General features: G+C 36.8%; 19 protein-coding genes and 1 pseudogene. 4 read left to right on the top strand and 16 right to left on the bottom strand.

Annotation, left to right across the window (positions count from 1 at the left end; genetic code table 11):
* From BHECKSOX2_RS01960 to BHECKSOX2_RS01945, 4 genes are all read right to left on the bottom strand, one after another.
* Positions 1-362 (bottom strand): transposase (locus tag BHECKSOX2_RS01960; protein WP_139682240.1); only part of this gene is annotated, 362 nt, incomplete at its 3' end.
* 547 nt (positions 363-909) lie between these two features.
* A complete protein-coding gene (gene alaS / locus BHECKSOX2_RS01955) occupies positions 910-3,507 on the bottom strand; it encodes an alanine--tRNA ligase (protein WP_139682234.1) in 2,598 nt (865 codons plus the stop codon).
* 38 nt (positions 3,508-3,545) lie between these two features.
* The gene (locus BHECKSOX2_RS01950) at positions 3,546-4,163 is read right to left on the bottom strand and encodes an L-threonylcarbamoyladenylate synthase (protein ID WP_139682233.1); all 618 of its coding nucleotides are present in this window, start codon (positions 4,161-4,163) and stop codon (positions 3,546-3,548) included.
* Positions 4,163-5,020 (bottom strand): PHP domain-containing protein, encoded by an 858-nt coding sequence (locus tag BHECKSOX2_RS01945; RefSeq protein ID WP_245391283.1) that lies wholly within the window; start codon positions 5,018-5,020, stop codon positions 4,163-4,165. The genes BHECKSOX2_RS01950 and BHECKSOX2_RS01945 overlap by 1 nt, the downstream gene beginning before the upstream one ends.
* A gap of 20 nt (positions 5,021-5,040) precedes the next feature.
* On the opposite strand from BHECKSOX2_RS01945, the gene glmS reads away from it, so the two are divergent.
* Positions 5,041-6,882, top strand: coding sequence for a glutamine--fructose-6-phosphate transaminase (isomerizing) (gene glmS / locus BHECKSOX2_RS01940; RefSeq protein WP_139682231.1), 1,842 nt, complete (start codon positions 5,041-5,043; stop codon positions 6,880-6,882).
* 29 nt (positions 6,883-6,911) lie between these two features.
* Here glmS and BHECKSOX2_RS01935 read toward each other — a convergent pair whose 3' ends face one another.
* The 9 genes and pseudogenes from BHECKSOX2_RS01935 to lptG all read right to left on the bottom strand — a co-directional run bounded on the left by BHECKSOX2_RS01935 (position 6,912) and on the right by lptG (position 17,028).
* On the bottom strand, positions 6,912-8,345 hold the full coding sequence (locus BHECKSOX2_RS01935; protein ID WP_139682230.1) for a TolC family protein: 1,434 nt from the start codon (positions 8,343-8,345) through the stop codon (positions 6,912-6,914).
* A gap of 83 nt (positions 8,346-8,428) precedes the next feature.
* Positions 8,429-8,592 (bottom strand): annotated as a pseudogene (locus BHECKSOX2_RS01930) (IS1595 family transposase); the annotation flags it as partial.
* Between the two features lie 59 nt (positions 8,593-8,651).
* Positions 8,652-9,494: a UTP--glucose-1-phosphate uridylyltransferase GalU gene (gene galU / locus BHECKSOX2_RS01925; RefSeq protein WP_139682229.1), complete on the bottom strand. Its 843-nt coding sequence runs from the start codon at positions 9,492-9,494 to the stop codon at positions 8,652-8,654.
* Between the two features lie 2 nt (positions 9,495-9,496).
* Positions 9,497-10,696: a glucose-6-phosphate isomerase gene (locus tag BHECKSOX2_RS01920; protein WP_139682228.1), complete on the bottom strand. Its 1,200-nt coding sequence runs from the start codon at positions 10,694-10,696 to the stop codon at positions 9,497-9,499.
* Between the two features lie 214 nt (positions 10,697-10,910).
* Positions 10,911-12,635 carry a phosphoethanolamine transferase gene (locus BHECKSOX2_RS01915; RefSeq protein WP_139682227.1) on the bottom strand — a complete coding sequence of 575 codons (1,725 nt, stop codon included), beginning with the start codon at positions 12,633-12,635 and terminating at the stop codon, positions 10,911-10,913.
* Positions 12,614-13,357, bottom strand: a complete 744-nt coding sequence (surE, locus tag BHECKSOX2_RS01910) for a 5'/3'-nucleotidase SurE (protein ID WP_139682226.1) — start codon at positions 13,355-13,357, stop codon at positions 12,614-12,616. Before surE ends, BHECKSOX2_RS01915 begins: the two co-directional genes overlap by 22 nt.
* Positions 13,354-15,576, bottom strand: coding sequence for an ATP-dependent Clp protease ATP-binding subunit ClpA (gene clpA, locus BHECKSOX2_RS01905; protein WP_090716466.1), 2,223 nt, complete (start codon positions 15,574-15,576; stop codon positions 13,354-13,356). The genes surE and clpA overlap by 4 nt, the downstream gene beginning before the upstream one ends.
* 16 nt (positions 15,577-15,592) lie before the next feature.
* Positions 15,593-15,919, bottom strand: a complete 327-nt coding sequence (gene clpS, locus BHECKSOX2_RS01900; protein ID WP_245391282.1) for an ATP-dependent Clp protease adapter ClpS — start codon at positions 15,917-15,919, stop codon at positions 15,593-15,595.
* A gap of 5 nt (positions 15,920-15,924) precedes the next feature.
* The gene (gene lptG, locus BHECKSOX2_RS01895; RefSeq protein WP_245391281.1) at positions 15,925-17,028 is read right to left on the bottom strand and encodes an LPS export ABC transporter permease LptG; all 1,104 of its coding nucleotides are present in this window, start codon (positions 17,026-17,028) and stop codon (positions 15,925-15,927) included.
* A gap of 16 nt (positions 17,029-17,044) precedes the next feature.
* On the opposite strand from lptG, the gene guaA reads away from it, so the two are divergent.
* From guaA to tadA, 3 genes are read left to right on the top strand one after another with little or no spacing between them, the layout of a single operon-like run.
* Positions 17,045-18,622: a glutamine-hydrolyzing GMP synthase gene (gene guaA, locus BHECKSOX2_RS01890; protein WP_139682225.1), complete on the top strand. Its 1,578-nt coding sequence runs from the start codon at positions 17,045-17,047 to the stop codon at positions 18,620-18,622.
* Positions 18,623-18,624: 2 nt separating this feature from the next.
* The gene (locus tag BHECKSOX2_RS01885; protein WP_139682224.1) at positions 18,625-18,945 is read left to right on the top strand and encodes a DMT family transporter; all 321 of its coding nucleotides are present in this window, start codon (positions 18,625-18,627) and stop codon (positions 18,943-18,945) included.
* 11 nt (positions 18,946-18,956) lie between these two features.
* Positions 18,957-19,415, top strand: coding sequence for a tRNA adenosine(34) deaminase TadA (tadA, locus tag BHECKSOX2_RS01880; protein ID WP_139682223.1), 459 nt, complete (start codon positions 18,957-18,959; stop codon positions 19,413-19,415).
* Between the two features lie 307 nt (positions 19,416-19,722).
* On the opposite strand, the gene BHECKSOX2_RS01875 is transcribed toward tadA, so the two are convergent.
* From BHECKSOX2_RS01875 to BHECKSOX2_RS01865, 3 genes are all read right to left on the bottom strand, one after another.
* Positions 19,723-20,658, bottom strand: coding sequence for a hypothetical protein (locus tag BHECKSOX2_RS01875; protein WP_139682222.1), 936 nt, complete (start codon positions 20,656-20,658; stop codon positions 19,723-19,725).
* On the bottom strand, positions 20,655-21,593 hold the full coding sequence (locus BHECKSOX2_RS01870; RefSeq protein ID WP_139682221.1) for a cysteine synthase family protein: 939 nt from the start codon (positions 21,591-21,593) through the stop codon (positions 20,655-20,657). Before BHECKSOX2_RS01870 ends, BHECKSOX2_RS01875 begins: the two co-directional genes overlap by 4 nt.
* A 71-nt stretch (positions 21,594-21,664) precedes the next feature.
* A partial coding sequence (locus BHECKSOX2_RS01865; RefSeq protein ID WP_139682220.1) for an IS3 family transposase occupies positions 21,665-22,630 on the bottom strand: 966 nt, incomplete at its 5' end.

Here is a 22,630-nt window from a genome sequence, read left to right as displayed (position 1 = left end):
CCTTTAACGCCTATACGCTTTCTAAAGTGCACCAACTCGGTGGCATTGCAAGGCATGCCTGGTATATAGTTTGAGTAGCCACAGAAGTATTGGTAATAAGGGTTGCGCTTAAACTGTAAAACAACACGCTCATCAGAGAGGTTTTCTAGTTGTTTAAGCAAAAGCAAACCTACCATCAGCCTGATGGGTTTTGAGGGTCTGCCATTGTTTTGAGAGTAATGTTGCTCAAAGGCATCATCAAAGACTGTCCAATTGATAGTGTTGGCTAGTTGTATTAAAGGGTCTTTGACATCTAATTGAGAAAAGAGCTCTGAATGAAAAAGATTTGATTGGGTGGATATTGGGCTAGATTTAGTTAACATTTTTTTAAGCAAAACGACCAAGGAATAAGAGGTATTTTAGCAAAAGTTGGTTGATTTGTCTAGGGTTATTGTTGGTTTTATTGTTATAAATCAATTTGTTGTGTGGTTTTTAAGGGTTGACTAATTATATTAAATAATTTTATCTATTTACCTTCACAGCGATAATGTTTTTCTAAAATTAAAATATCACGACTACTTTTGCCAATTCTCTTGGCAAGTTGTTTTTGACTCGGTCCTTGATGAAATCTTTTGGTTTTTTGCAGTTTTGGTTTTGTTATATTGCCAATAAAACAAAAATCGGCAAGTGGTGGGCAGTATTTTAGTGGGATGTTTTTGATTTTATCATTTTCCCACCGGCAGATTGTTGTAGTATTTACACCAAATTTTTCAGCCGACTGTAATTGTGAAATTTATTGTTTGAGTCTCTTGGATTTTATGTGTTCACCTAGTGTATTTAAGAGCTTTGTATGGCGCAATTTAACCTTAAGAAACCTTTGCATAAATAGGAGTAATCATCATAAACCCGCTTGAAGCGGGTTTTTATTGTCTAAATTAGCCCCTTAACTGAAGCCAATGCTTCATCTACCTTACTAGATTCTGTACCGCCACCCTGCGCCATATCTGGACGACCACCGCCCTTACCACCAACTTGTTGCGCAACATGATTAAGGATTTTTCCTGCTTGGTATTTATCAGTTAAATCTTTGGTAACACCAGCAACCAATGATACTTTATTGCCACTAACAGCTGCTAATACGATAACTGCTGAACCGAGTTTATCTTTAAGTTTGTCGACAATATCGCGCAAATCTTTGCCATTCACCCCTTCTACAACACTAGCGAGTACAGATACGCCATTCACACCTTGCGCTTGGTTAACCAAATCATCACCTTGGTTGCTGGCAAGTTGTTTTTGCATAGAAACAATTTGCTTTTCTAATTCTTTTTGTTGTTTTATTAACTGCGCTACTTTTTCTACAACTTGTACACTACTTGACTTGGTCATCTGTGCAATTTGATTCAAGTTATCTTGTGTTTGATTATCAAACTGATAAGCACTATAACCCGTAACTGCTTCAATACGACGCACACCAGCAGAAACACCGCCTTCTGAGGTAATTCTAAACAATCCAATATCGCCAAGTTGATTGACATGAGTGCCACCACAAAGCTCTACTGAAAAATCGTCTTTACCCATAGTTAAAACCCGTACAGTATCGCCATATTTTTCACCAAACAGTGCCACTGCACCTTTCTTTTTAGCGGTGTCAATATCGCTAACATCGGTATGCACTTTAGTATTAGCTAAAATTTTACGATTGACCATACCTTCAATTTTATCAATTTCAACTTTGTTAATTACCTCATCATGTGAAAAATCAAAACGCAGTTTTTCACTATCAACCAATGAGCCTTTTTGCGTTACCGTTTCGCCTAAAACCGTGCGCAATGCAGCGTGCAATAAATGCGTGGCTGAGTGATTTCTAGCAATGCACTTGCGAGATTTTTTATCAACGACAACTGCTAACACATCACCTACTTTTAAAATACCTTTATTTAAAATACCATGATGCTCAAATGCACCTGATTTTTGTTTCTGTGTATTGCTAACTACAAACGCAACCGTATCATTTGAAAGTATGCCACAGTCACCAATTTGTCCTCCTGACTCGGCATAAAAACTTGAAGTAGTAAGCACAACAATACCGTGCTCGCCTGCTTCAATTTGTTCCACCAATTCGCCTTCTTTAATAAGGGCTTGTACTGAGGAGGAATTTTCCAACTGCTCATAGCCTAAAAACTGTGTTTGTTCGCTAATATCAACGCCTTTTTGCAGGGTTTTAAAGTCCCCTGCTTGACGGGCTCGATCGCGTTGCTTGGTCATTTCAATTTCAAAGCCAGCTATATCAATGGTTAAACTATGCTCTCGTGCTACATCAGCAGTTAAATCAGCTGGAAAGCCATAGGTATCATAAAGTTTAAATACAGTTTCACCGTCAATCTCATTGCCTTTAAGTTGAGTAATCGCTACGGTTAAAATCCCCATACCTTGGTCTAGTGTCTGTGCAAATTTTTGCTCTTCTCGCTTTAATACTTTTTCAACATTTGCCAAAGCTTTTTTGAGTTCTGGATAGGCATCTTTAAGTTCTAATGCCAAAACTGGCGCTAAGCGATAGAAGAATACTTTATTAATACCAATTTTATGCCCGTGACGAATGGCACGACGAATAATGCGTCTGAGCACATAACCACGCCCTTCATTGGATGGAATCACACCATCTACCACCATAAATGCAGTTGAACGAATATGATCAGCAATCACGCGCACTGAGGCATTATCTTGCTTAATACCACCGTCTTCTTTGGTTAATCCAACAATGGCTTTGGTTAAGGTTTTAAAGCCATCGGTGTCATAATTATTATTTTTGTGTTGCAATACCGCAGCCAGGCGCTCAAGCCCCATGCCTGTATCCACGCAAGGTGCAGCGAGTGGCTTAAGATAGCCATCTTCTTGCTTATCATATTGGGTAAAGACCAAATTCCAAATTTCAATATATCTATCACCATCTTCATCAGCATGCCCCGGTGGTCCACCTGCAATATTTTCACCATGGTCATAAAAAATCTCACTGGATGGACCGCACGGACCAGTATCACCCATTTGCCAAAAGTTGTCTTTAGCGCCACAACGAGAAATGCGATTTCTAGGGAATCCGATTTCATTCACCCAAATATCTTCCGCTTCATCGTCTTCTTCAAATACACTAACCCAAAGCTTTTCTTTAGGTAGCCTAAGTTCAACCGTTAAAAACTCCCAAGCGTATTGAATCGCCTCGCGTTTGAAATAATCACCAAATGAAAAATTACCCAACATTTCAAAAAAAGTATGATGGCGCGCGGTGTAACCTACATTCTCTAAATCATTATGTTTGCCCCCTGCACGCACGCACCTTTGACAACTCGCTGCACGATTATAAGGGCGTTTTTCCACGCCACTGAACACATCTTTAAACGGCACCATGCCAGCATTAACAAATAATAAAGTTTTGTCATTATGCGGAATGAGTGAAGCACTTGGCTCAATAGTGTGTCCTTTTGATGCATAAAAATCTAAGAATTTTTGTCTAATTTGTGCCGTTTTCATTGTAATACTTTAATAACTAAAAAAAATAAAGGATTGAATTATACTGAAATGAGCGAGGTGTCGCCCGCACCTTGGCGAATAATTTCAACACTATCACCTGATAAATCAATGACTGTAGTTGGTTCTGGCGGACAATAACCACCATCAATAATCATATCAACTTGCTTATCCAACGCCTCACGCACATCGTCAATATGATAGAACTCACGCCCCTTTAAAATCAGAGAAACGCTCATAAGTGGCTCATTCAGTGCTTCTAAAATGGATTGAACCACACTGTGAGCGGATATTCTTAAGCCAATGGTTTTTTTCTTAGGGTGTAGTAGGCGTTTTGGCACATCACGAGTGCCTGCTAAAATAAAGGTGTAAGCCCCAGGCAAGATTTTTTTTAATAAGCGAAAGGCATTATTGTCCAACTTTGCATACTCTCCAATATGAGATAAGTCACGCATCATTAGAGTAAAGTCGTGTCGCTTAGACAAGTTACGAATACACCTAATTCGCTCCAAGCCTTTTTTATTGCCCATTGCTGTACCTAATGCATAACCAGAATCCGTTGGATAGACAATTACACCACCCGCATTGAATTCATCTACCACTTGTTTAAGCAAGCGATTTTGTGGATTCTGCGCGTGAATTTCCAATAATTTTGCCATTACCAATCTCTCCATAATGCTCTATCAGGATTAGGAAAATCCTTTAAACACCCAATTTTAATTCTCTGATTATTCCAACCATGGTAATCTGAACCACAAGAATGTAATAATTCATGTTCATTCGCCCACTTTGACATTAAGGTAATTTCGCCGTCCGTGCTATGGGCAGTTATAACTTCCACGCCATCAAGTCCAGCATTTGATAAGTGCGAAAGCATTCGTTGAATTTTAGTATTAGTCATACGATAACGCAAAGGATGTGCCAATACTGCTACACCACCTGCGGCATGAATCCACTTAATCACTTCATCAAACTGCGCCCATTTCCCGCCAACACCGCCAGGGTTTTTACCTGTTAAGAATCGTCTAAATACAGATTTCATATCTTTGCAAATACCTTCTTGAATGAGCATTTGTGCAAAATGCGTACGCGTTATCATATCGGTCTTGGCAAGTGCTTGGGTTTTTTCCATTGCACCCACCACACCTGCACCGCCCAAACTACGCGCTATTTTTTCAGCTCTAGTTTTGCGAAAATCTTGATGTTGCTTTAATCCCGAACGCAAAATCGAATTATCTTTATCAATATTAAGTCCAACAATATGAATGGTCATCTTACTCCACATGGCTGATATTTCAACACCATGTACCAACTTAATATTCTGGTTATTCGCTTCTTGTTGTGCCTCAATTAACCCATCAGTTGTATCATGGTCGGTAAGCGCAAACACATTGCACCCCGATTCTTTTGCCAGACATACCACTTCGCTGGGTGATAAAACGCCATCGGAATAATAAGAATGGTTATGTAAATCAATTGTCATAAGTGTTATTATATTGACTATAATTTCAAACATTAATCTTAATTATTGTTTATATGTGCGGAATTGTTGGCGGTATTTGTCAAAACAATATTACACCCCTCTTAATTGATGGCTTAAAACACCTGGAATATCGTGGTTACGACTCGGCAGGTTTGGTTGTGCTAACACACGATAATGTACTACAACGCGCAAGAGCAGCAGGAAAAGTTACCAATCTTGAAGGTTGCATTAATGCAGAAATAGTCAATGGTACGATTGGTATTGCTCATACTCGCTGGGCAACGCATGGCAAACCTTCTACAAAAAATGCACACCCTCATATTTGTAACGATAGCGTTGGCGTGGTACATAATGGCATTATTGAGAATTTTTTAGCGCTTAAAACCCAGCAACAGGTGCAAGGCTATCGCTTTACTTCAGATACTGATACTGAGGTGATTGCACACGGCATTCACCAAGCATTAAAAAAATGTGACACTTTATTAGAGGCGGTGCAAACTGCCATTACTACTTTCCAAGGTGCCTATGGTGTTGGCGTGATCTCACCACAACACCCAGGACATATTGTCGCTGCTAGAAGTGGCTCACCTTTGGTAATCGGCTTGGGTGATAAGGGTAATTTTATCGCTTCAGATCAAATGGCATTAATTAGCATCACCAAGCAATTTATATTCTTGGAGGAAGGTGATATTGCTGATATTACTAAAGACTCTGTGACTATTTTTGACAAAAATGGCACAAAAGTTGAAAGAGAAATCAAAATCTCAAAACTTAAAAAAGGGCAAATCTCAAAAGGTGATTATGCACATTATATGCAAAAAGAAATCTTTGAACAGCCGCAAGCCATCAGTGACACATTAGAATCTCGTATCACCAAAGACAAGGTACTAATATCGGCTTTTGGTCACGAAGCAAAAACCATATTTAAAAAAATTGAACATGTGCAAATCATCGCCTGTGGTACGAGCTATAACGCAGGTTTAGTGGCTAAATACTGGCTGGAAGATATTGCCAGGATACCTACTCATATTGAAGTTGCTAGTGAATATCGCTATCGTAATCCAATTATTTTAGACAATACTTTATTTGTTACCATTTCTCAAAGTGGTGAAACAGCCGATACCTTGGAAGCACTTCGAACCGTTAAAAAATGCAATAAAAAAATTTATTCGTTAACAATTTGTAACAGCGCTGAATCAAGTTTGACTCGCGAATCAGAGCTCACTTTCTTAACCCATGCAGGTCCTGAAATCGGCGTGGCAAGCACTAAGGCATTCACCACACAATTAGTATCATTAGCGCTACTATCAGTTGCCCTTGGCAGATGCCACAACCAAGTATCAAAGGAGCAAGAGGCTTCCATTGTTGACGGACTAAATCGCCTGCCAAATTTAATCAAAAAAACGCTTGAGCAAGAAGACCAAATTATTGAGCTTGCCAAAACCTTTAAAAACAAGTTCAACGCATTGTTCCTAGGCAGAGGCTCAATGCACGCCATCGCCATGGAAGGCGCACTTAAACTCAAAGAAATTAGCTATATCCACGCTGAAGCTTATCCTGCAGGTGAACTCAAACATGGTCCGATTGCCTTGATTGACAAAGATACACCCGTGATTGTTGTGGCTCCAAATGATGAATTATTAGACAAATTGAAATCCAACTTACAAGAAGTCAAATCTCGTGGTTCACATATGATTGTGTTTGAAGACGAAGCTTCAAATATTGAGCCAATGGAGGGCATGAGCATCATTCCCACCACACACAACTTAGGACGCATCACTGCCCCAATCATCTTTACTATCCCATTGCAATTGTTAAGTTATCATGTAGCATTGATTAAAGGCACCGATGTTGACCAGCCAAGGAATTTAGCCAAATCAGTAACGGTTGAATAATATTAACTCGGCATTAAACACACGGTATTTTAATGTTGAGTTAATACCCTATCGAGTTTATCATCATATTTGAGCAAGCTTTCTTGGTAATCTGTCAATGCTTTAACATAGTCTAATTCAACATCGCGTTTTTCTTGATATGCATCAATCAGCACTTCAATCGAAACAGAATGATCTAAATAACCTTTGAGTGCCAAATTAGACTCAACCCCTACATCGATCCTTAGTTTTTGATAGGTAGCAAGCGCCTTTTTTTTCAAATTCAGCCCGACAATCAATGCCTGTACATCTGCGAGAATATCTTTTAATTTGTTGTTGTAATCTATGTTGAGTTTTTGCAAATTTAATTGTGTCACCTGAATATCTTTTTGATTATTCACATCAACACCAATCGGCATAGAAAAATCAAGACTTGCAGTATAAAGAACACTCTTGCTCTTATAATCTGCTGTCATTATGTTGCCTTTATTATCATTCCTTTCAGCATTAATATTAAAATCCAATTTATAAAGAGATTGATTGTTGTGATAATTCAAATCAATCTTTTTTAAACGCTTATCAATCTCAAGCTTCAACAAAGATCGCACATTATGTTGTAAATATTGCGTTAAATCAGGCATAATTTTTAGGCGTTTTTCGGTACTTATTTTGGGGTTTTCAAACCACAAACTTGAGTCATTCAGTACGCTCACCAACGCTCTTTTCAAAGACTGTAATTCACTATCATTGCTTGATATATCCTGCTTTGAACGCAAGATAGCTGTATTTAGTTTTGACTTGTCTTTGGCTTTATTAACTTGAATTATTGTTAATGACTGACTATAATCTTGGTAAATCTCAGCATTCTTTTGATAAAAATTCCAATCAATAAATTGCTCTAAACGATCCACCAGAAAACCTTCTTGCGCATCATTAAAATCAAATTTTTCGCGTTCTAAATCCAAAATATCACGACGATAAGTTTTTAAACCTGATGCATTTTCACCATGCTTTAACAAGGGATATTTGTAACTAATTTTGTAAGTATTATCAAAAGTAGTGATGCTATATTTAGAATTACTACCAGTATAAAGTGCACCTTGTTTATAGCGCGTTATATCGGAATCTGGGATTGAACGCTTAATACTGAATGTTAGAATAGCAGGATTAGATAAAAAATTCTTTGTAGTTGATAACTTGATAGATTTGTTGTTATTTTGGCGATGCTTCTCATAGATAGAGGCAGAAGTTGTATTATTATCTATATCATAATAACTGTTTGACAATGATGCACTTAAATCAGTATTCCAACCTGCATAATTACGCTTACTGGCGTCTAATTCTATTTGCTTAATAGCAACATATATTTTGTCTTTTTCAAAGCGTGTATCTTGGCTTAATACTTTGTCAATAAACTCTTGTTCAGTTAATGCCAAGGCATTTATAACAAATAAAAGAAAAACCGTACCTACAATAATTTTCATTAGTTTGTGGTCTTGATAACTAAGCGCTTAAGGCTATATGTTTCTGGGTCTTAACCAGTTAAGCGCGTTATTTTTAAAAATTTTCAGCAAGATTTTATACAAATCTTACCCCCCCTATTATTAAATCTAAATTCACATTCTTTAAAATGGTATTTAAATATATCTTATTTATTCTTTTAAATTTTACCAATCTTGTTCTAGTATACTCCCAAAATAACTCAATACCATTAATATGAGAATTTCCTCTTTTTTAGTTAAATCCAGTGAAAAACACTTAATTATCCCTCTAAATAGGTACAAATAAGTTTAAAGGCTCTGTAGTTGTTCTTTTGCAAAAACACTATTTGCTTCAATAAAACCTTTAACACTACCACAATCAAAGCGTCTACCCTGAAATTGATATGCAATAACCTTACCTACTTTAGCAAGTGTCATTAAAGCATCGGTGATTTGAATTTCGCCATTTTTATCAGGCTGAGTACTTTTCAAAACTTCAAAAATCTCATGTGTGAGAATATAGCGACCAATAATTGCTAAATTGCTTGGTGCTTCTATTGGTGCAGGTTTTTCCACCATATTATGTACACGATAAGCATTATTTGAATCTTTTAATAATTCGCCCTCAATCACGCCGTATTTATCTACTTCGCTTTCTGGTACCTCTTTAATTGCCACAATGCAACAATCAGGGTTTTGTTTATATAATTTGATCATTTGCAACAATACACTATCACTATCACTGGTGCACAAATCATCTGGCAAAATTACCGCAAATGCATCAACGCCAATCAGTGGCTTGCTAGTGTAAATTGCATGCCCTAAGCCCAGCATTTCTTGCTGCTCAACATAAGAAAAATCACACTGTTCAGAGATAGCATTAACTTCGTCTAACAATACTTCTTTGGTGGTGTTTTTAATACTTTTCTCAATATCTGCATGTGGTTTGAAATGGTTTTCAATAGCTTTTTTGTGTTTGTTGGTTACCATTGTCATACTACAAATACCAGCACTTATTGCTTCTTCCACAGCATATTGAATTAATGGCTTAGTGAGAATTGGCAGCATTTCCTTAGGAATGGCTTTAGTGACAGGTAGAAATCTTGTGCCATAACCTGCAACTGGAAAAAGACATTTATTGATAACACCCATTATTAATTCTGCAGACTTTCTTTAAGAATGGCTTTGCCTTTTTCTACACCCGGCTGATTGTAGGTGTTAATTTGTAAAAATTCACCAATAGCAGAAACCAATAATTGATAACTAAACATTAACTTGGCAATATTATATTCATCCACGGTAGAAATTGTAATCACATCGCAAGGAATATCACCTTGAGCTTCAACCGACTCAATAGTCGCATCGGCTTGTTTGTTAAGCAAATCATTGAAGCTCAAGCCTTCAGCGTATTCCAAGCCCAAATTCTTATCATTAGACTTAGGAATAATGGTATTGTCTTTTAAATCGGCAATCTTAATAAAGGTAACAGTCTTGTCACGCACACCATCAATAATAAGCTGTAAAAAACTATGCTGGTCAACAGGCCCTATCAAGGCAATTGGTGTAAGCGCTTGCCTGGTTTTATTGATATTAATCTTACCTAAACTTTCTGCCCAAAGTTGCACATACCATTTGTTAAAACCTTCAAGTGATGAAGAATAGGAAAAAATCACATTAATATTAAATCGTGCTTTATTCTCCACTAAAAATCGTGCTTTTCTAATAATAGGCGCATAATAACTGGACTGATCAAAAAAACTGGCTGACACACGCTTGCAACCATTTAATAAATTATCAACATCCACACCTACCATCGCAAGTGGCACTAAGCCGACTACGCTAAATACTGAAAAACGCCCGCCGACATTCTCAGCCAATTCAAAGACTTTGATATCTCGGTCTTGTGCAAACTTAGTTAGCCCACTCTTAGCCTTAGAAATAACGGTGCAATTATCACTATTTATCTCAACCAAAGTACGCAAATACTTAAACAAACTAATAGTCTCAATGGTATTACCTGACTTTGAAATCACCACAAAATGTGCATCAAAAATATCAAATTTAGTTAGGCAATGATTAATCTCAAGTGGGTCAAGCGTCTCTAAAAAGACCAAATCTTTTTGATATTTATTTGATGGCAATAAAAACTCATAAATCGCTTTAACACCCAAACTTGAACCACCGATACCAATCACTACGATATGTTTTTGTACTATCGTCTTAGCGTACGCCTTAATATCGCTGGTATCCTGATAAGGTAAATCGTAATAGCCAATTGTCCCACGCTCGCTCTGAATGCGTTGGAAAATATCGCCATTAGAATGGATTTGATAAAAATTCTTGTTATATTCCATTTAGGTATTATATCTACTAGTTAGAGACCTTTGCATAAATAGGAATAATCATCAGAAACCCACTTCACCCACTTGGTGATTTTTCCAGCGACACCCAGTAATCCTCTAGGAGGGTAAACCCAGCCTTAGTCCTACTAGGGCAAAGTTTAAAGAAATCACCAATTGGGCAAAAATTGGATTTTGCCAATCATCCCTATTTATGCAAAGGTCTCTATTAATATAGCCCACGGTCAATAAAAATTTGTTGATATTTTTTATCCCAATCTTTAAAATGAATGGCTTTTTTACCATCAGGAAAGGTAACACTCATTTTCTCAAAATCTAGTGTATAAATACTTAAATCAGGTTTAACCAAAACTGCTCTTGGGTTGTTATGTTGTGTTGGCATATACTGGCTAACAACCCTTAAGCGATTTGGGTCTTGCTTATCAAACAAAGATTTACCATTAACATTAGTATGCGCTTTCATACCAATAATAGCCAAAATACTTGGCACAATATCTGCTTGTGAAACTGGCAAATTTTGATTACGCATCAACGCATGATATTGTGATTTTGGTGCAGAAATAAGCAGTGGATTATGAATAATATTTAGATGCGGGTCTTGATTAAAGTGCCCTGATTTTCCACCCAAACCCTGTCCATGATCAGCAGAATAAAACACCCAACTATCAGGATACCTGCTACGCATCTTCTCAATAATTTTAGATAAATAATCATCGGTTTTAACCACGGTGTTGTCATACGCATTGATAGAATTTGACTCACCCTCAGGCAAAAACTTCTTGTGTTGTTTGGTAGAGTGTTCATCATAAGGATAATGCGAACCATCCATTTGCAAGACTAAGAAAAATGGATTTTTCTTCTTTGTAGCATTGTCAATATACGGCATGGCAATCTCGTTTAACACACGCATATCATCTGCACCTTTATGCACAGAAGCATTTTTATTCATCTGCACGCCATGCCAGAAATAATCCACGCTCTCGTCAACAAACAAATCTTTAATATGCCCCCAACTAACATCTTGTGCGCTGATAAATGCCGTCGTATATCCACGAGCCTTAGCATAGTTAAATATTGACGGAGTTTGATAAAATTTACCTTTTGGGTCAATACCTTCTATGCCTACCAACATATAAGGCACACTCAGGCGTGTATGTGTGCCAATACTTAGTGCGTTGTTATATTTAATCAGCTTTTTGTCTCTTTCAAGTTGCAACAACTTAGGGGTGGTATCTCGTTCATAGCCATAAATACTCATCTGTGAGAAGTTTAAAGATTCACCAATAATATAAATAATATTAGGTAAGTTGTTAACTGATTTTTGACTGGGTGTTATATTTGGTTTTTCGTGTTTGAACTTCACCACTTGATTGCGTGACATTTGCGATAAGGTTGCGTAATATGCCAACACTGAATTTTGAAAAGTACTCACACCATACCAACTAAATGTCGTAAGTAAATACAACAATACAAAACCAATGACATTTAAACCATAACGCCATTTCACTATTTTAATTGGCGCTGTTATTGATCCTAACAAACTATAAACTGCCAATAAAATAAAAATAGATTTTAAAATATTAAATTGCTCTAACCACAGTGCTAACACCATCATTGGGTCTTGTGAGAATTCACGAAAACCAAAACTTGAAGCAAAACTTTGATACACTTCATAATGTGACATTTGCACCAACATTGGCACAACAATAATTAAGAAAACAAAGGCTTTCCAGATTTTAGAACGCCTAATAATAGGTTTAAGAATGAACAACAAAGATAACATTGCCAATGATGTTAAACCCAAATTAACAAGTGCCCGTTTAATATCCCAATGCTCTAAAACCCATGCAAAATCACGCACCACAAAGACATCTAACAATATTAGTCCAAGCCAAGCAAAAAGTATTGGTTTTATTTGATTGTTTCTAGCCATGTGGATACTGTGTCTATTTCGTTATACTTAGTTAAGTCAATTTGCAAAGGCGTTACTGATACATAGTTATTGGCAATTGCATGAAAGTCTGTACCCACACCGTTATCAGCTTGCACACCATTCTCACCAATCCAAAATTTCGATGCATCGTCTTTATCAGGTACGCTCTTTTCCGATTGATGACGCTTGCCCAAACGGGTAGTTTGAAACCCTTGAATATCTGCCAATGGCACATCCGGCACATTGACATTAAGAATCGTATCGTGTGACAATTGCGCATGGGTGATTTGAGTAAGCAATTTTTTTGCAATAATACCTGCTGTTTCAAAATGCTTGCCTTGCCAACTTGCCAACGAAATTGCTAACGATGGCAACCCTAAAAAGCGCCCTTCAATTGCGCCTGCAACTGTACCAGAATAAACAACATCATCGCCTAAATTTGGTCCAAAATTGATACCTGTTACCACCAAATCAAATGCTTCATCCAGTAGTCCGCTAAGCGCCAAATGCACGCAATCACTCGGTGTTGCGTCAACACTATAAAAATTTTTCTTGATTTCAACAGGTTGTAGTGGCCTATCCAAAGTCAAAGAGCTACTAGAAGCCGATTTGTTTTCATTCGGCGCTACCACGACAACTTCGTGTTCTTGTGACAAATTTTGCACCAAAATTTTGATACCTTGTGCATCAAAACCATCGTCATTACTAATTAGGATTCTCACGTACTAAGTATCAGTATAATTTGGTCTTTTTTAACACTCACTTTAACTGTGCCACCCTTTACCAGCTTGCCAAAGAGTAGTTCGTCAGCGAGTGGCTTACGGATTTCCTTTTCAATCAATCTTGACATTGGACGAGCACCCATCTTAGAATCATAACCGTGCACAGCGAACCATTTGCGTGCTGGCTCAGACACAATCAAAGCAACATTTTTATCTTCTAAAGTGGACTCCAACTCAAATAGGAGCTTATTCACCACATAAACAATAGTTTCTTCATTGAGTAAATTAAAGTAGATTACCTCAGATAAACGGTTTCTAAATTCTGGGGTGAAGGTTTTTTGTAATTCACCTTCATAATCCAATGAATGGTCTTGTTCGTTAAAACCAATTGATGCACGCCCAACCGTTTGTGCGCCAATATTAGATGTCATCACTAAAATTACATTTCTAAAATCAACTTCCCTACCACTGGCGTCAGTGAGTCTGCCGTTATCCATCACTTGCAATAACAAATTAAAAATATCAGGGTGCGCTTTCTCAACTTCATCAAGTAACAACACAGCGTGTGGATTGGAGTTAACCGCTTCGGTAAGCAAGCCACCTTCATCATAACCCACATAACCTGGTGGTGAGCCAATCAGTTTAGACATTGAATGACGCTCCATATATTCACTCATATCAAAACGCAATAATTTCACGCCCATAATGCGGGCAAGTTGTTTGCAAATCTCAGTTTTTCCAACACCTGTTGGGCCTGCAAATAAGAATGATCCCATTGGCTTGTCTTCGTGTGCCAAACCAGAACGCGCAAGTTTAATGGCGCTAGATAGGCTATCAACAGCACTGTCTTGACCGAATACACCAAGTTTTAGGTCTGTTTCCAAATTTTTAAGTAGCGACTTGTCATCACTACTCACTTGACGAGATGGAATGCGTGCAATCTGAGCCACAATATCTTCAATATCACTCACACCAATATTAACCTTGCGCTTAGATTTTGGTTGAATTTGTTGCAATGCGCCCACTTCATCAATCACATCAATGGCTTTATCTGGCAAGCGACGCTCAGTCATATAACGATGCGAAAGCTCAACTGCCGACACCAATGCTGCTTTTGAATACTTAACTTTATGGTGCGCTTGATAATATTTTTTCAAACCATGCAAAATCTTAATTGTGTCATCCACTGACGGCTCATCAATATCAATTTTTTGGAATCGTCTTGATAGCGCGTGGTCCTTTTCAAAAATTTTACGATATTCTTCATAAGTCGTAGAACCCATGCATTTAAGCGAACCATCTGCTAATGCTGGCTTAAGTAAATTCGATACATCTAATGAGCTACCTGACACGCTACCTGCACCAATCATTGTGTGGATTTCATCAATAAATAAAATAGCATGTGGGATTTTTTCTAGATCATTCAGTACTGCTTTTAGGCGTTTTTCAAAATCACCTCTATATTTTGTACCCGCAATCAACACACCAATATCCAGTGAATAAATACTGGCTTCTTTTAAGACCTCAGGTACCTTACCATCCACGATATGTTTGGCAATACCTTGTGCAATCGCTGTTTTGCCAACACCTGCCTGACCTACAAACAAAGGGTTGTTTTTACGACGACGGGACAAAACTTGAACAGTTCTTAAAACTTCTTTTTCTCTGCCTAAAAGTGGGTCAATTCCCCCTGCTTTTGCTTTTTCACATAAATTAATTGTATAGTCTTCTAATGCGCTTTTCTTGCCCTTCTTTGGATTGGATTTTACCGTAGGTAGCTCTTCTTCTAATTCTGGCGAGTGTGTTGAAATCGCCTCCATTACTTCAAGACGAGAAATATTATTGAGTTTCAATAAATAAACTGCATATGATTCTTTTTCAGCAAAAATACTCACCAGTACATTCATCGCATACACAGTATTTTTTTGCGCTGATTGCGCCTGATAAACACTGCGCTGTAACACGCGCTGAAAGCCAACGGTTGGCACAATATCGATTTCTGAATCTTGTGGAATAAGTGGCGTATGAGAATCAATATATTCTTCTAACTCTGCATACACCTCTTTAATATTGACGCGTTTATTACGCAGAAAACTAACAACTTCATCAATATTAAACAACGCAATCAACAAATGTTCAACCGTTACAAACTCTAAACGGTTATTACGCGCCTGTGACATAATGTGATTAATTTCTTGTTGTAGTCCTGTTTCAATCATAAGGTTATTATACTAATTATGTTAAGTCCAATTCACGAATAACACACATTAGCGGTTGTTCATTTTGTCGAGAAAAATTGATAACTTGCGATATCTTTGTTTGTGCCACATCAAATGAATAAATGCCACAGACACCTTCGCCATCGATATGCACTTTAAGCATAATAGCATATGCGCTCTCTTCGGTTTTATCAAAGAATTGTTGCAATACTTGAATAACAAACTCCATTGTCGTATAGTCGTCATTTAACAACAACACTTGAAACCGACTGGGTTTTTTAAGTTCTGATTTTGCTGGTTTAGTGCGTGTTTTTTCCATTGCTAAGTTTGTATAATTATGCATTCATATTATAAGGCAGATTTCTTTTTTAACAAGAAAAAAGCAATTACCAGCACCACAAGTGTCGGCGCCGATGCACTAAATAATGGGTCATAATCAAAACGCAACGATATAGCGCCGCCGATGCGTGATGATAATTCGAAAAATAAAGCGATAATCATACCTAAAAATATCTTCTTACCTAAGGTTGCATCTCGCAGTGATCCAAAGATAAACAACATTGAAAGCAACAGCATTGCAACCAATGTGACGGGTTTAACCAGTCGCTTATATAACTCAATTTCAAAAGCGCTTGATGCTAAATTATTATCCGCAAGGAAGCTAATCTGCTTATATAGTTCCCAGCTTGATAATTCATTAGGCTCCTTTTCTAAGGCTTTAACCAAAGTTTGGTCAAATGAAACTTTGACGCTATACTTTTGAATATCCTTGGATTGAATTTTGGTAAATTTATCATTTTGACTAAATTGATAATGTTTAGCTTTTTCAAGATTTAAATTATCATTATCAAACAATGCCTTATCAGAATGAATAATTGAGTCTAATTGATTGACCTTGTTTAATTTAATTAAAGTTACATCACCAAATATGCGTCCATCAAAATTTTCCTTAACATTGATAATTGTATTACCATCTTTGAGCCAAAAGCCTTGTTGACTTACTGTAGAAACATTTTGCCCTAATGCTTTCGTTCTAAATGATTCGGCGTATTGCGTAGTGAATGGTGCAACAAACTCACCTAATAAAATCACTGTAAAAATAAATATTAACGCTGCATTCACTGCTTTTCCGGCAATTTGCATAATAGATACGCCACAACCTCTAATAACAACCAATTGAGAGGTTGTCGCCAAATAACCCATACCCAACAAGCAACCTAACAATATAATGACAGAAGAGTGTGAGTAGATAACTGCTGGCAAATCAGCCGCTACATAAATGATTGCTGACAAAGTAGTATAGTTCTGTTGCCCAATTAGATTAATTTCATTAATAAAATTAAAAAGCGCGTAAACACCCACCCAAACCACCATAACACCCAAGGTGTAAAAGAGTAGTGTTTTAATAATGTAGCGGTCTAGGATTTTCATTAAAATATAGTCTTCATTCAATTAATCAATAATAATTATGGCAAACATTCATCACGACAAAATCCTTATTCTTGATTTCGGCTCGCAATATACTCAACTCATTGCGCGTCGTGTGCGTGAAATTGGCATTTATTGTGAATTATTGCCTTATGATGTAGATAACAATTTTATCAAAAAATTCAACCCAAAAGGCGTCATCCTTTCAGGTGGACCTGATACAGTCACACTTAATGATTCCGCCAGAGCACCGCAAATTGTCTTTGACCTTGGTGTACCAATACTTGGTATTTGCTACGGCATGCAAACCATGGCCACGCAACTTGGCGGCCAAGCCACTTCAGCAGACAAACACGAATACGGCTTTGCACAAATTAAATGCGAAGATAATGAATGTTACTTATTTACCGATTTGCGTGACGATACGCACGATGCAGGTCACGGTATACTTGATGTATGGATGAGTCACGGCATTGAAGTTAATACATTGCCAGACGGATTTAAACTGATTGCCAGTACCGATAATTGCGCTATCGCAGGCTTTGCCAATGTTCAAAAACATTACTACGGTTTACAATTCCACCCAGAAGTTACCCACACCAAGCAAGGGAAACACATCTTAGAACGCTTTGTTGCTGGTATTTGTGATTGCCAGAAAAAATGGACTACAAACAACATCATCACCGACTTAGTGCAAAATTTAAAAGACCAAATTGGTGACAACAATGTCCTACTTGGACTCTCAGGTGGTGTCGATTCATCCGTAGTGGCAGCACTACTCAACAAGGCTATTGGTAAACAACTCACTTGCGTATTTGTTGATAACGGCCTGTTGCGCTTGAAAGAAGGTGATGAAGTCATGCAAACTTTTGCCGATAATATGGGTGTTAAAGTTATTCGTGCCAATGCTCAAAAAAAATTCTACGATGCCTTGTCAAATGAGGATGAACCCGAAGCAAAACGCAAAATTATCGGTCACGCTTTCATTGAAGTTTTTGAAGAAGAAGCGCGTAAACTTGATGACATTAAATTTTTAGCGCAAGGCACTATCTACCCTGATGTAATTGAATCAGCAGGCGCTGCTTCGGGTAAAGCTAAAGTCATTAAATCACACCATAATGTGGGTGGGCTACCTGAAGATTTAAAGTTTGAGCTGGTTGAACCACTTAAAGAATTATTCAAAGACGAGGTAAGAGAGCTCGGCGTAAAACTCGGCATCCCTTCACATATGCTATACCGTCATCCATTCCCAGGTCCTGGATTGGGGGTTCGTATCTTGGGGCAAGTCAAAGAAGAATATGCCGATATCCTACGCTTGGCAGATGCAATATTTATGCAAGAACTTTACAATCATGACTTATACGGCAAAGTTGATCAAGCCTTTGTGGTATTCTTACCCGTTAAATCAGTCGGCGTCACGGGCGATGAGCGTCGTTATGATTTTGTTGTGGCATTACGCGCTGTTGAAACTATTGACTTTATGACTGCTCGCTGGGCACACCTACCGTATGACTTCTTAGATTTTGTCTCCAACCGTATTATGAATGAAATTCCTCGCATCTCCCGTGTCGTTTACGACATATCAGGCAAACCTCCTGCTACTATTGAATGGGAATAAACATGAGTGCTTACTTATTTTTATCTGGTGCAATAATTTTTGAAGTAATAGGCACACTTTTATTACCCGCTACACAAAAATTTTCAAAAATCCTACCTTCTGTTATTCTGGCTGTTTCTTATATTTTGTCTTTTTATTTTTTGACTTTTGCAATCAAAAAAATACCATTGTCCATTGTTTACGCATCTTGGGCTGGCATAGGGGTTTTGTTGATAGCGATATTAAGCTATTTCTTTTACAAGCAAACGCTTAGTTGGCAAGCTATTTTTGGACTTGTTCTAATTGTAACTGGCGTAATACTGGTTAATCTATATAAAACTTAATTAATACCAACATGAGCAACAAATCACTCGACTCTCAATGGATGGAGTTAGCACTAAAACAAGCATTATTAGCGGAACAAAAAGGTGAAGTGCCAGTTGGTGCAGTTTTAGTAAAAAATAACAAACTCATTGCCAAAGCACACAACCAACCAATTCTAAATAATGACCCTACTGCTCACGCAGAAATCCAACTACTACGCAAAGCAGGAAAAATACTTGATAATTATCGTATGCCTGATACTACTTTGTATGTCACACTTGAACCTTGCACAATGTGCTTAGGTGCAATGGTTCATGCGCGTATAGAAAAAGTTGTATTTGGTGCTTACGATGAAAAAACTGGTGTTTGTGGCTCATGCCAAGACCTATCAGAAAGTAAATGTTTCAACCATTCTATTGAAATACAAGGTGGTGTACTCTTTATAGAATGCAAGCACTTGTTACAGCAGTTTTTTAAAAGTCGAAGATAAACACTATAATAGCCCTAAATAAACCAAAATTCAACCACTAACCAAAAACAATCTATGGTTATATTTATACCCACTCTAAAGGTGGAGTTAAAAAAATAAAATCACAACTCAAACAAATGATCAAAACCCTTAAAATAAAAAACTTCGACAGAGTAAGAATGGAACGAGAAGGATTGATGCATTATGATAAAGTTTTTGAATCAACACTTTGCTAATGACATTAAGAAAAGCAGGAAAGCAGAGAGTACTATCCTTTTTAACATAAGTTCGCCACTTATTAGTTGACGCAAAATTGGTGGTTTTCAGGTCAATTAGAGCTCTTTGTTGGATTTTTTTGTATTGAATGTGCCCAATAAAGGTTTAACATGAGCAATACCGATATTGAAAATAAAAGCCTTCCTATCACCACAATAAATATATTAGCGCCTATCAGTAAGACCAAGGCCGTATCCTCTATTATTGAATGCATTAAATTTAAAAAATAAATTGATTTTTTTTTATCTTCCTTGCTAATATTTGATTTTTCTTGGAAATCTTTTTTAAGTAACGCTCCTCCGTAGGAAATCCCAAGAAGAACACCGATTAATAGAGAAAATGATATATCTTTATTGATTTTTAATATTCTTGTAATTGGAGACAGTGATTTTTCAAGATAAACTATTACACCCCATTTTTTTAAAATAAAAACAAGTCTATGAAGAAGAATTATGATAACTCCAATTTCCAAGCATAAAATAAAGGGGCCTATTAAAATATTTTGGATTGAATTTTCGCCCATCACAGTAATAATGTTTATTACACTTATTTTTTCCTGAAATAAGTTAAAAAAAGAGAATATACTTGTTAATAGCGAAGAAAAAATAATTGCTGAAATTATTCTAAATAATATTATTTTCCAGTATTCCACACCTAGATAACTTGATATTTTAGCCTCAATTGGTAATGCGTGAGAAACAAGGATAAAAGATGCCAATGTCGTAACCTCTGCTGTTGTTACGGTTTCTGGGTTGATTAATAGAAAAAAACTTGATACACCTCCATAAACACCTGTTAACAATCCAAGCAATAACACCATACCAAATTCTACCGGTAAGTTTAATAGACTTGTTAATGGATACACTACAATGGATATTTCAATAATTAAATTAAAATATTTCAAAATCTCTATAATTATTAAAAATGGGAGTATTATTTTAATAATTCCTATGGCTGAATAATAATCCTGAATCACTCCCTCTTTCATGATTTAACTTCCTTGTAGATACTGTCTATATATTTTATTCCGCCATCAGGTAAAATACATACGATATTAGAATCTTGTTTTATATCACCACTTTTTAGTAATTTAGATGCTGCCCATAAGACACTTCCGGAAGACCCGCCCAGTAAAATACCTTCATTTTTTGCGATATACCTACACATTGAAAATGCATCGTTATCGTTACACTTTAATTTTATGTCAACTAATGAAGGTGTATAGTTATCTGGAACAAAGCTTAACCCCGTACCATTTTGTTTATATGGCATTTGGCAGCCTCCAAATATTATAGAGCCCAATGGTTCAACGCCAACTACAATAGGTTTTTTTATACAGTGTTGTTTTAAATATTTAGATACGCCTGATAAATGACCGCCTGTACTTACACTTGCTATTAGAACATCTATTTTTCCATTTAGATCTGAGAATATTTCATATCCAGTATTATAATTTCCTGATTTACAGGAAGGATTTGAATATTGATCTAAGTTAAAGTGGTTTATTTTCTCACCTATTTTTTTTGCAGTTAAAATTCTATTTTTTTGATAGCCGCCATATTCATCCATATCAGTTATCAGTAATATACTTGCGCCATATGCCTTATATATTTCAATATTTATTTTTGGCGTTTTTGGATCCACTATGCAAATAAGTTTATAGCCTTTTGCCGCACATATCATTGCAAGCGAATGCCCCATATTACCAGAAGTTGACTCTACAATAGTATCACCTTTGATAATTAATTGGCGCTTCTCAGCATCTTCAATTAATCTTAATGCCGCACGATCTTTAATACTTAACCCTGGGTTAATATATTCTATTTTTCCATAAATTTTTGTACTATTTGTTGCATTTGGTAGATGCTGTAACTTAACCAAAGGAGTGTTTCCAATACACTCATATACTGATTCTTTAATCATATTCGCCCTTGTTTGTTATACATTACCCCAAAACCCCTGACAACTTTTTAAAATTTCTTATATAGAACATCTTAAGAGACCTTCTTCTTTTCCTGATTAAATTTTATACTTTCTTGATACACATCCATTGGTTTTTTATATTTCAATGTTTCATGGAATCTTTGATGATTGTAAAACTCAATATAATCATCCATATCAGTGATTAAATCACTGATGGATTGATATTCATTTAAATAAATTCTTTCGCATTTTGCGCTCCTCCAGAAACGCTCAATACAGATATTATCTGTAGCCCTACCTTTACCATCCATAGATATTGTAATACCTAAATCTTTTAATCGTTTAGTGTGTATCTCACTGGTATATTGACTACCTTGATCAGTGTTAAATATCTCTGGGTGTGGGTGTTTCTCTAAAGCGTCATTAAGTACACCCATTACCAATTGAGAATCCATGGTATTGGATATCCTGTGTGATAGAACAGCTTTTGAATGCCAATCAATAATAGCTGCCATATAGACCATACCCCCTGCAATCTTGACATAGGTAATGTCGGTGCTCCATACATGGTTAGAATGACTGATATTAAGCCCTCGTAGCTTGTAACTGTATTTCTTGTGTGCTTTGATTGGTATAGTTGTATTAACTTGTTTAACTGCTAATACTGCCTTTAAACCTAATTCTTGCCGATAGCGTGCTACGGTGTTTAAACTCACCTTGTAGCCGTCTTCAAGTAATTGTTGATGGACTTTTTTCTCACCATAGATGGGTATTTTTTCAAACACCTTGGTGATGTGGTTTTTGATAGATTGCTTGGTGTTATTTACTTTTGGCTTGTAATAAATCCCACTTCTGTTAACACCTAACAATTGACATTGATGATTAACTGACAAAGAATATGAGGCGTGCAATAGGGAAGGCTTGAGATCAACTAACTGTTTGCGGTTAGATGAGCCCAAGCTTTTTAGCTTTTTTGCTAACCACTCCTTCTCTACGGTTACCTTGCCTACTAGTGTAGTTAAACGCTCATTTCGCAT

Origin of the sequence: thiotrophic endosymbiont of Bathymodiolus puteoserpentis (Logatchev) (assembly GCF_900127505.1) — a bacterium.
Classification (GTDB): Bacteria; Pseudomonadota; Gammaproteobacteria; order PS1; family Pseudothioglobaceae; genus Thiodubiliella.
This window is presented reverse-complemented; position numbering and strand designations above follow the sequence as displayed.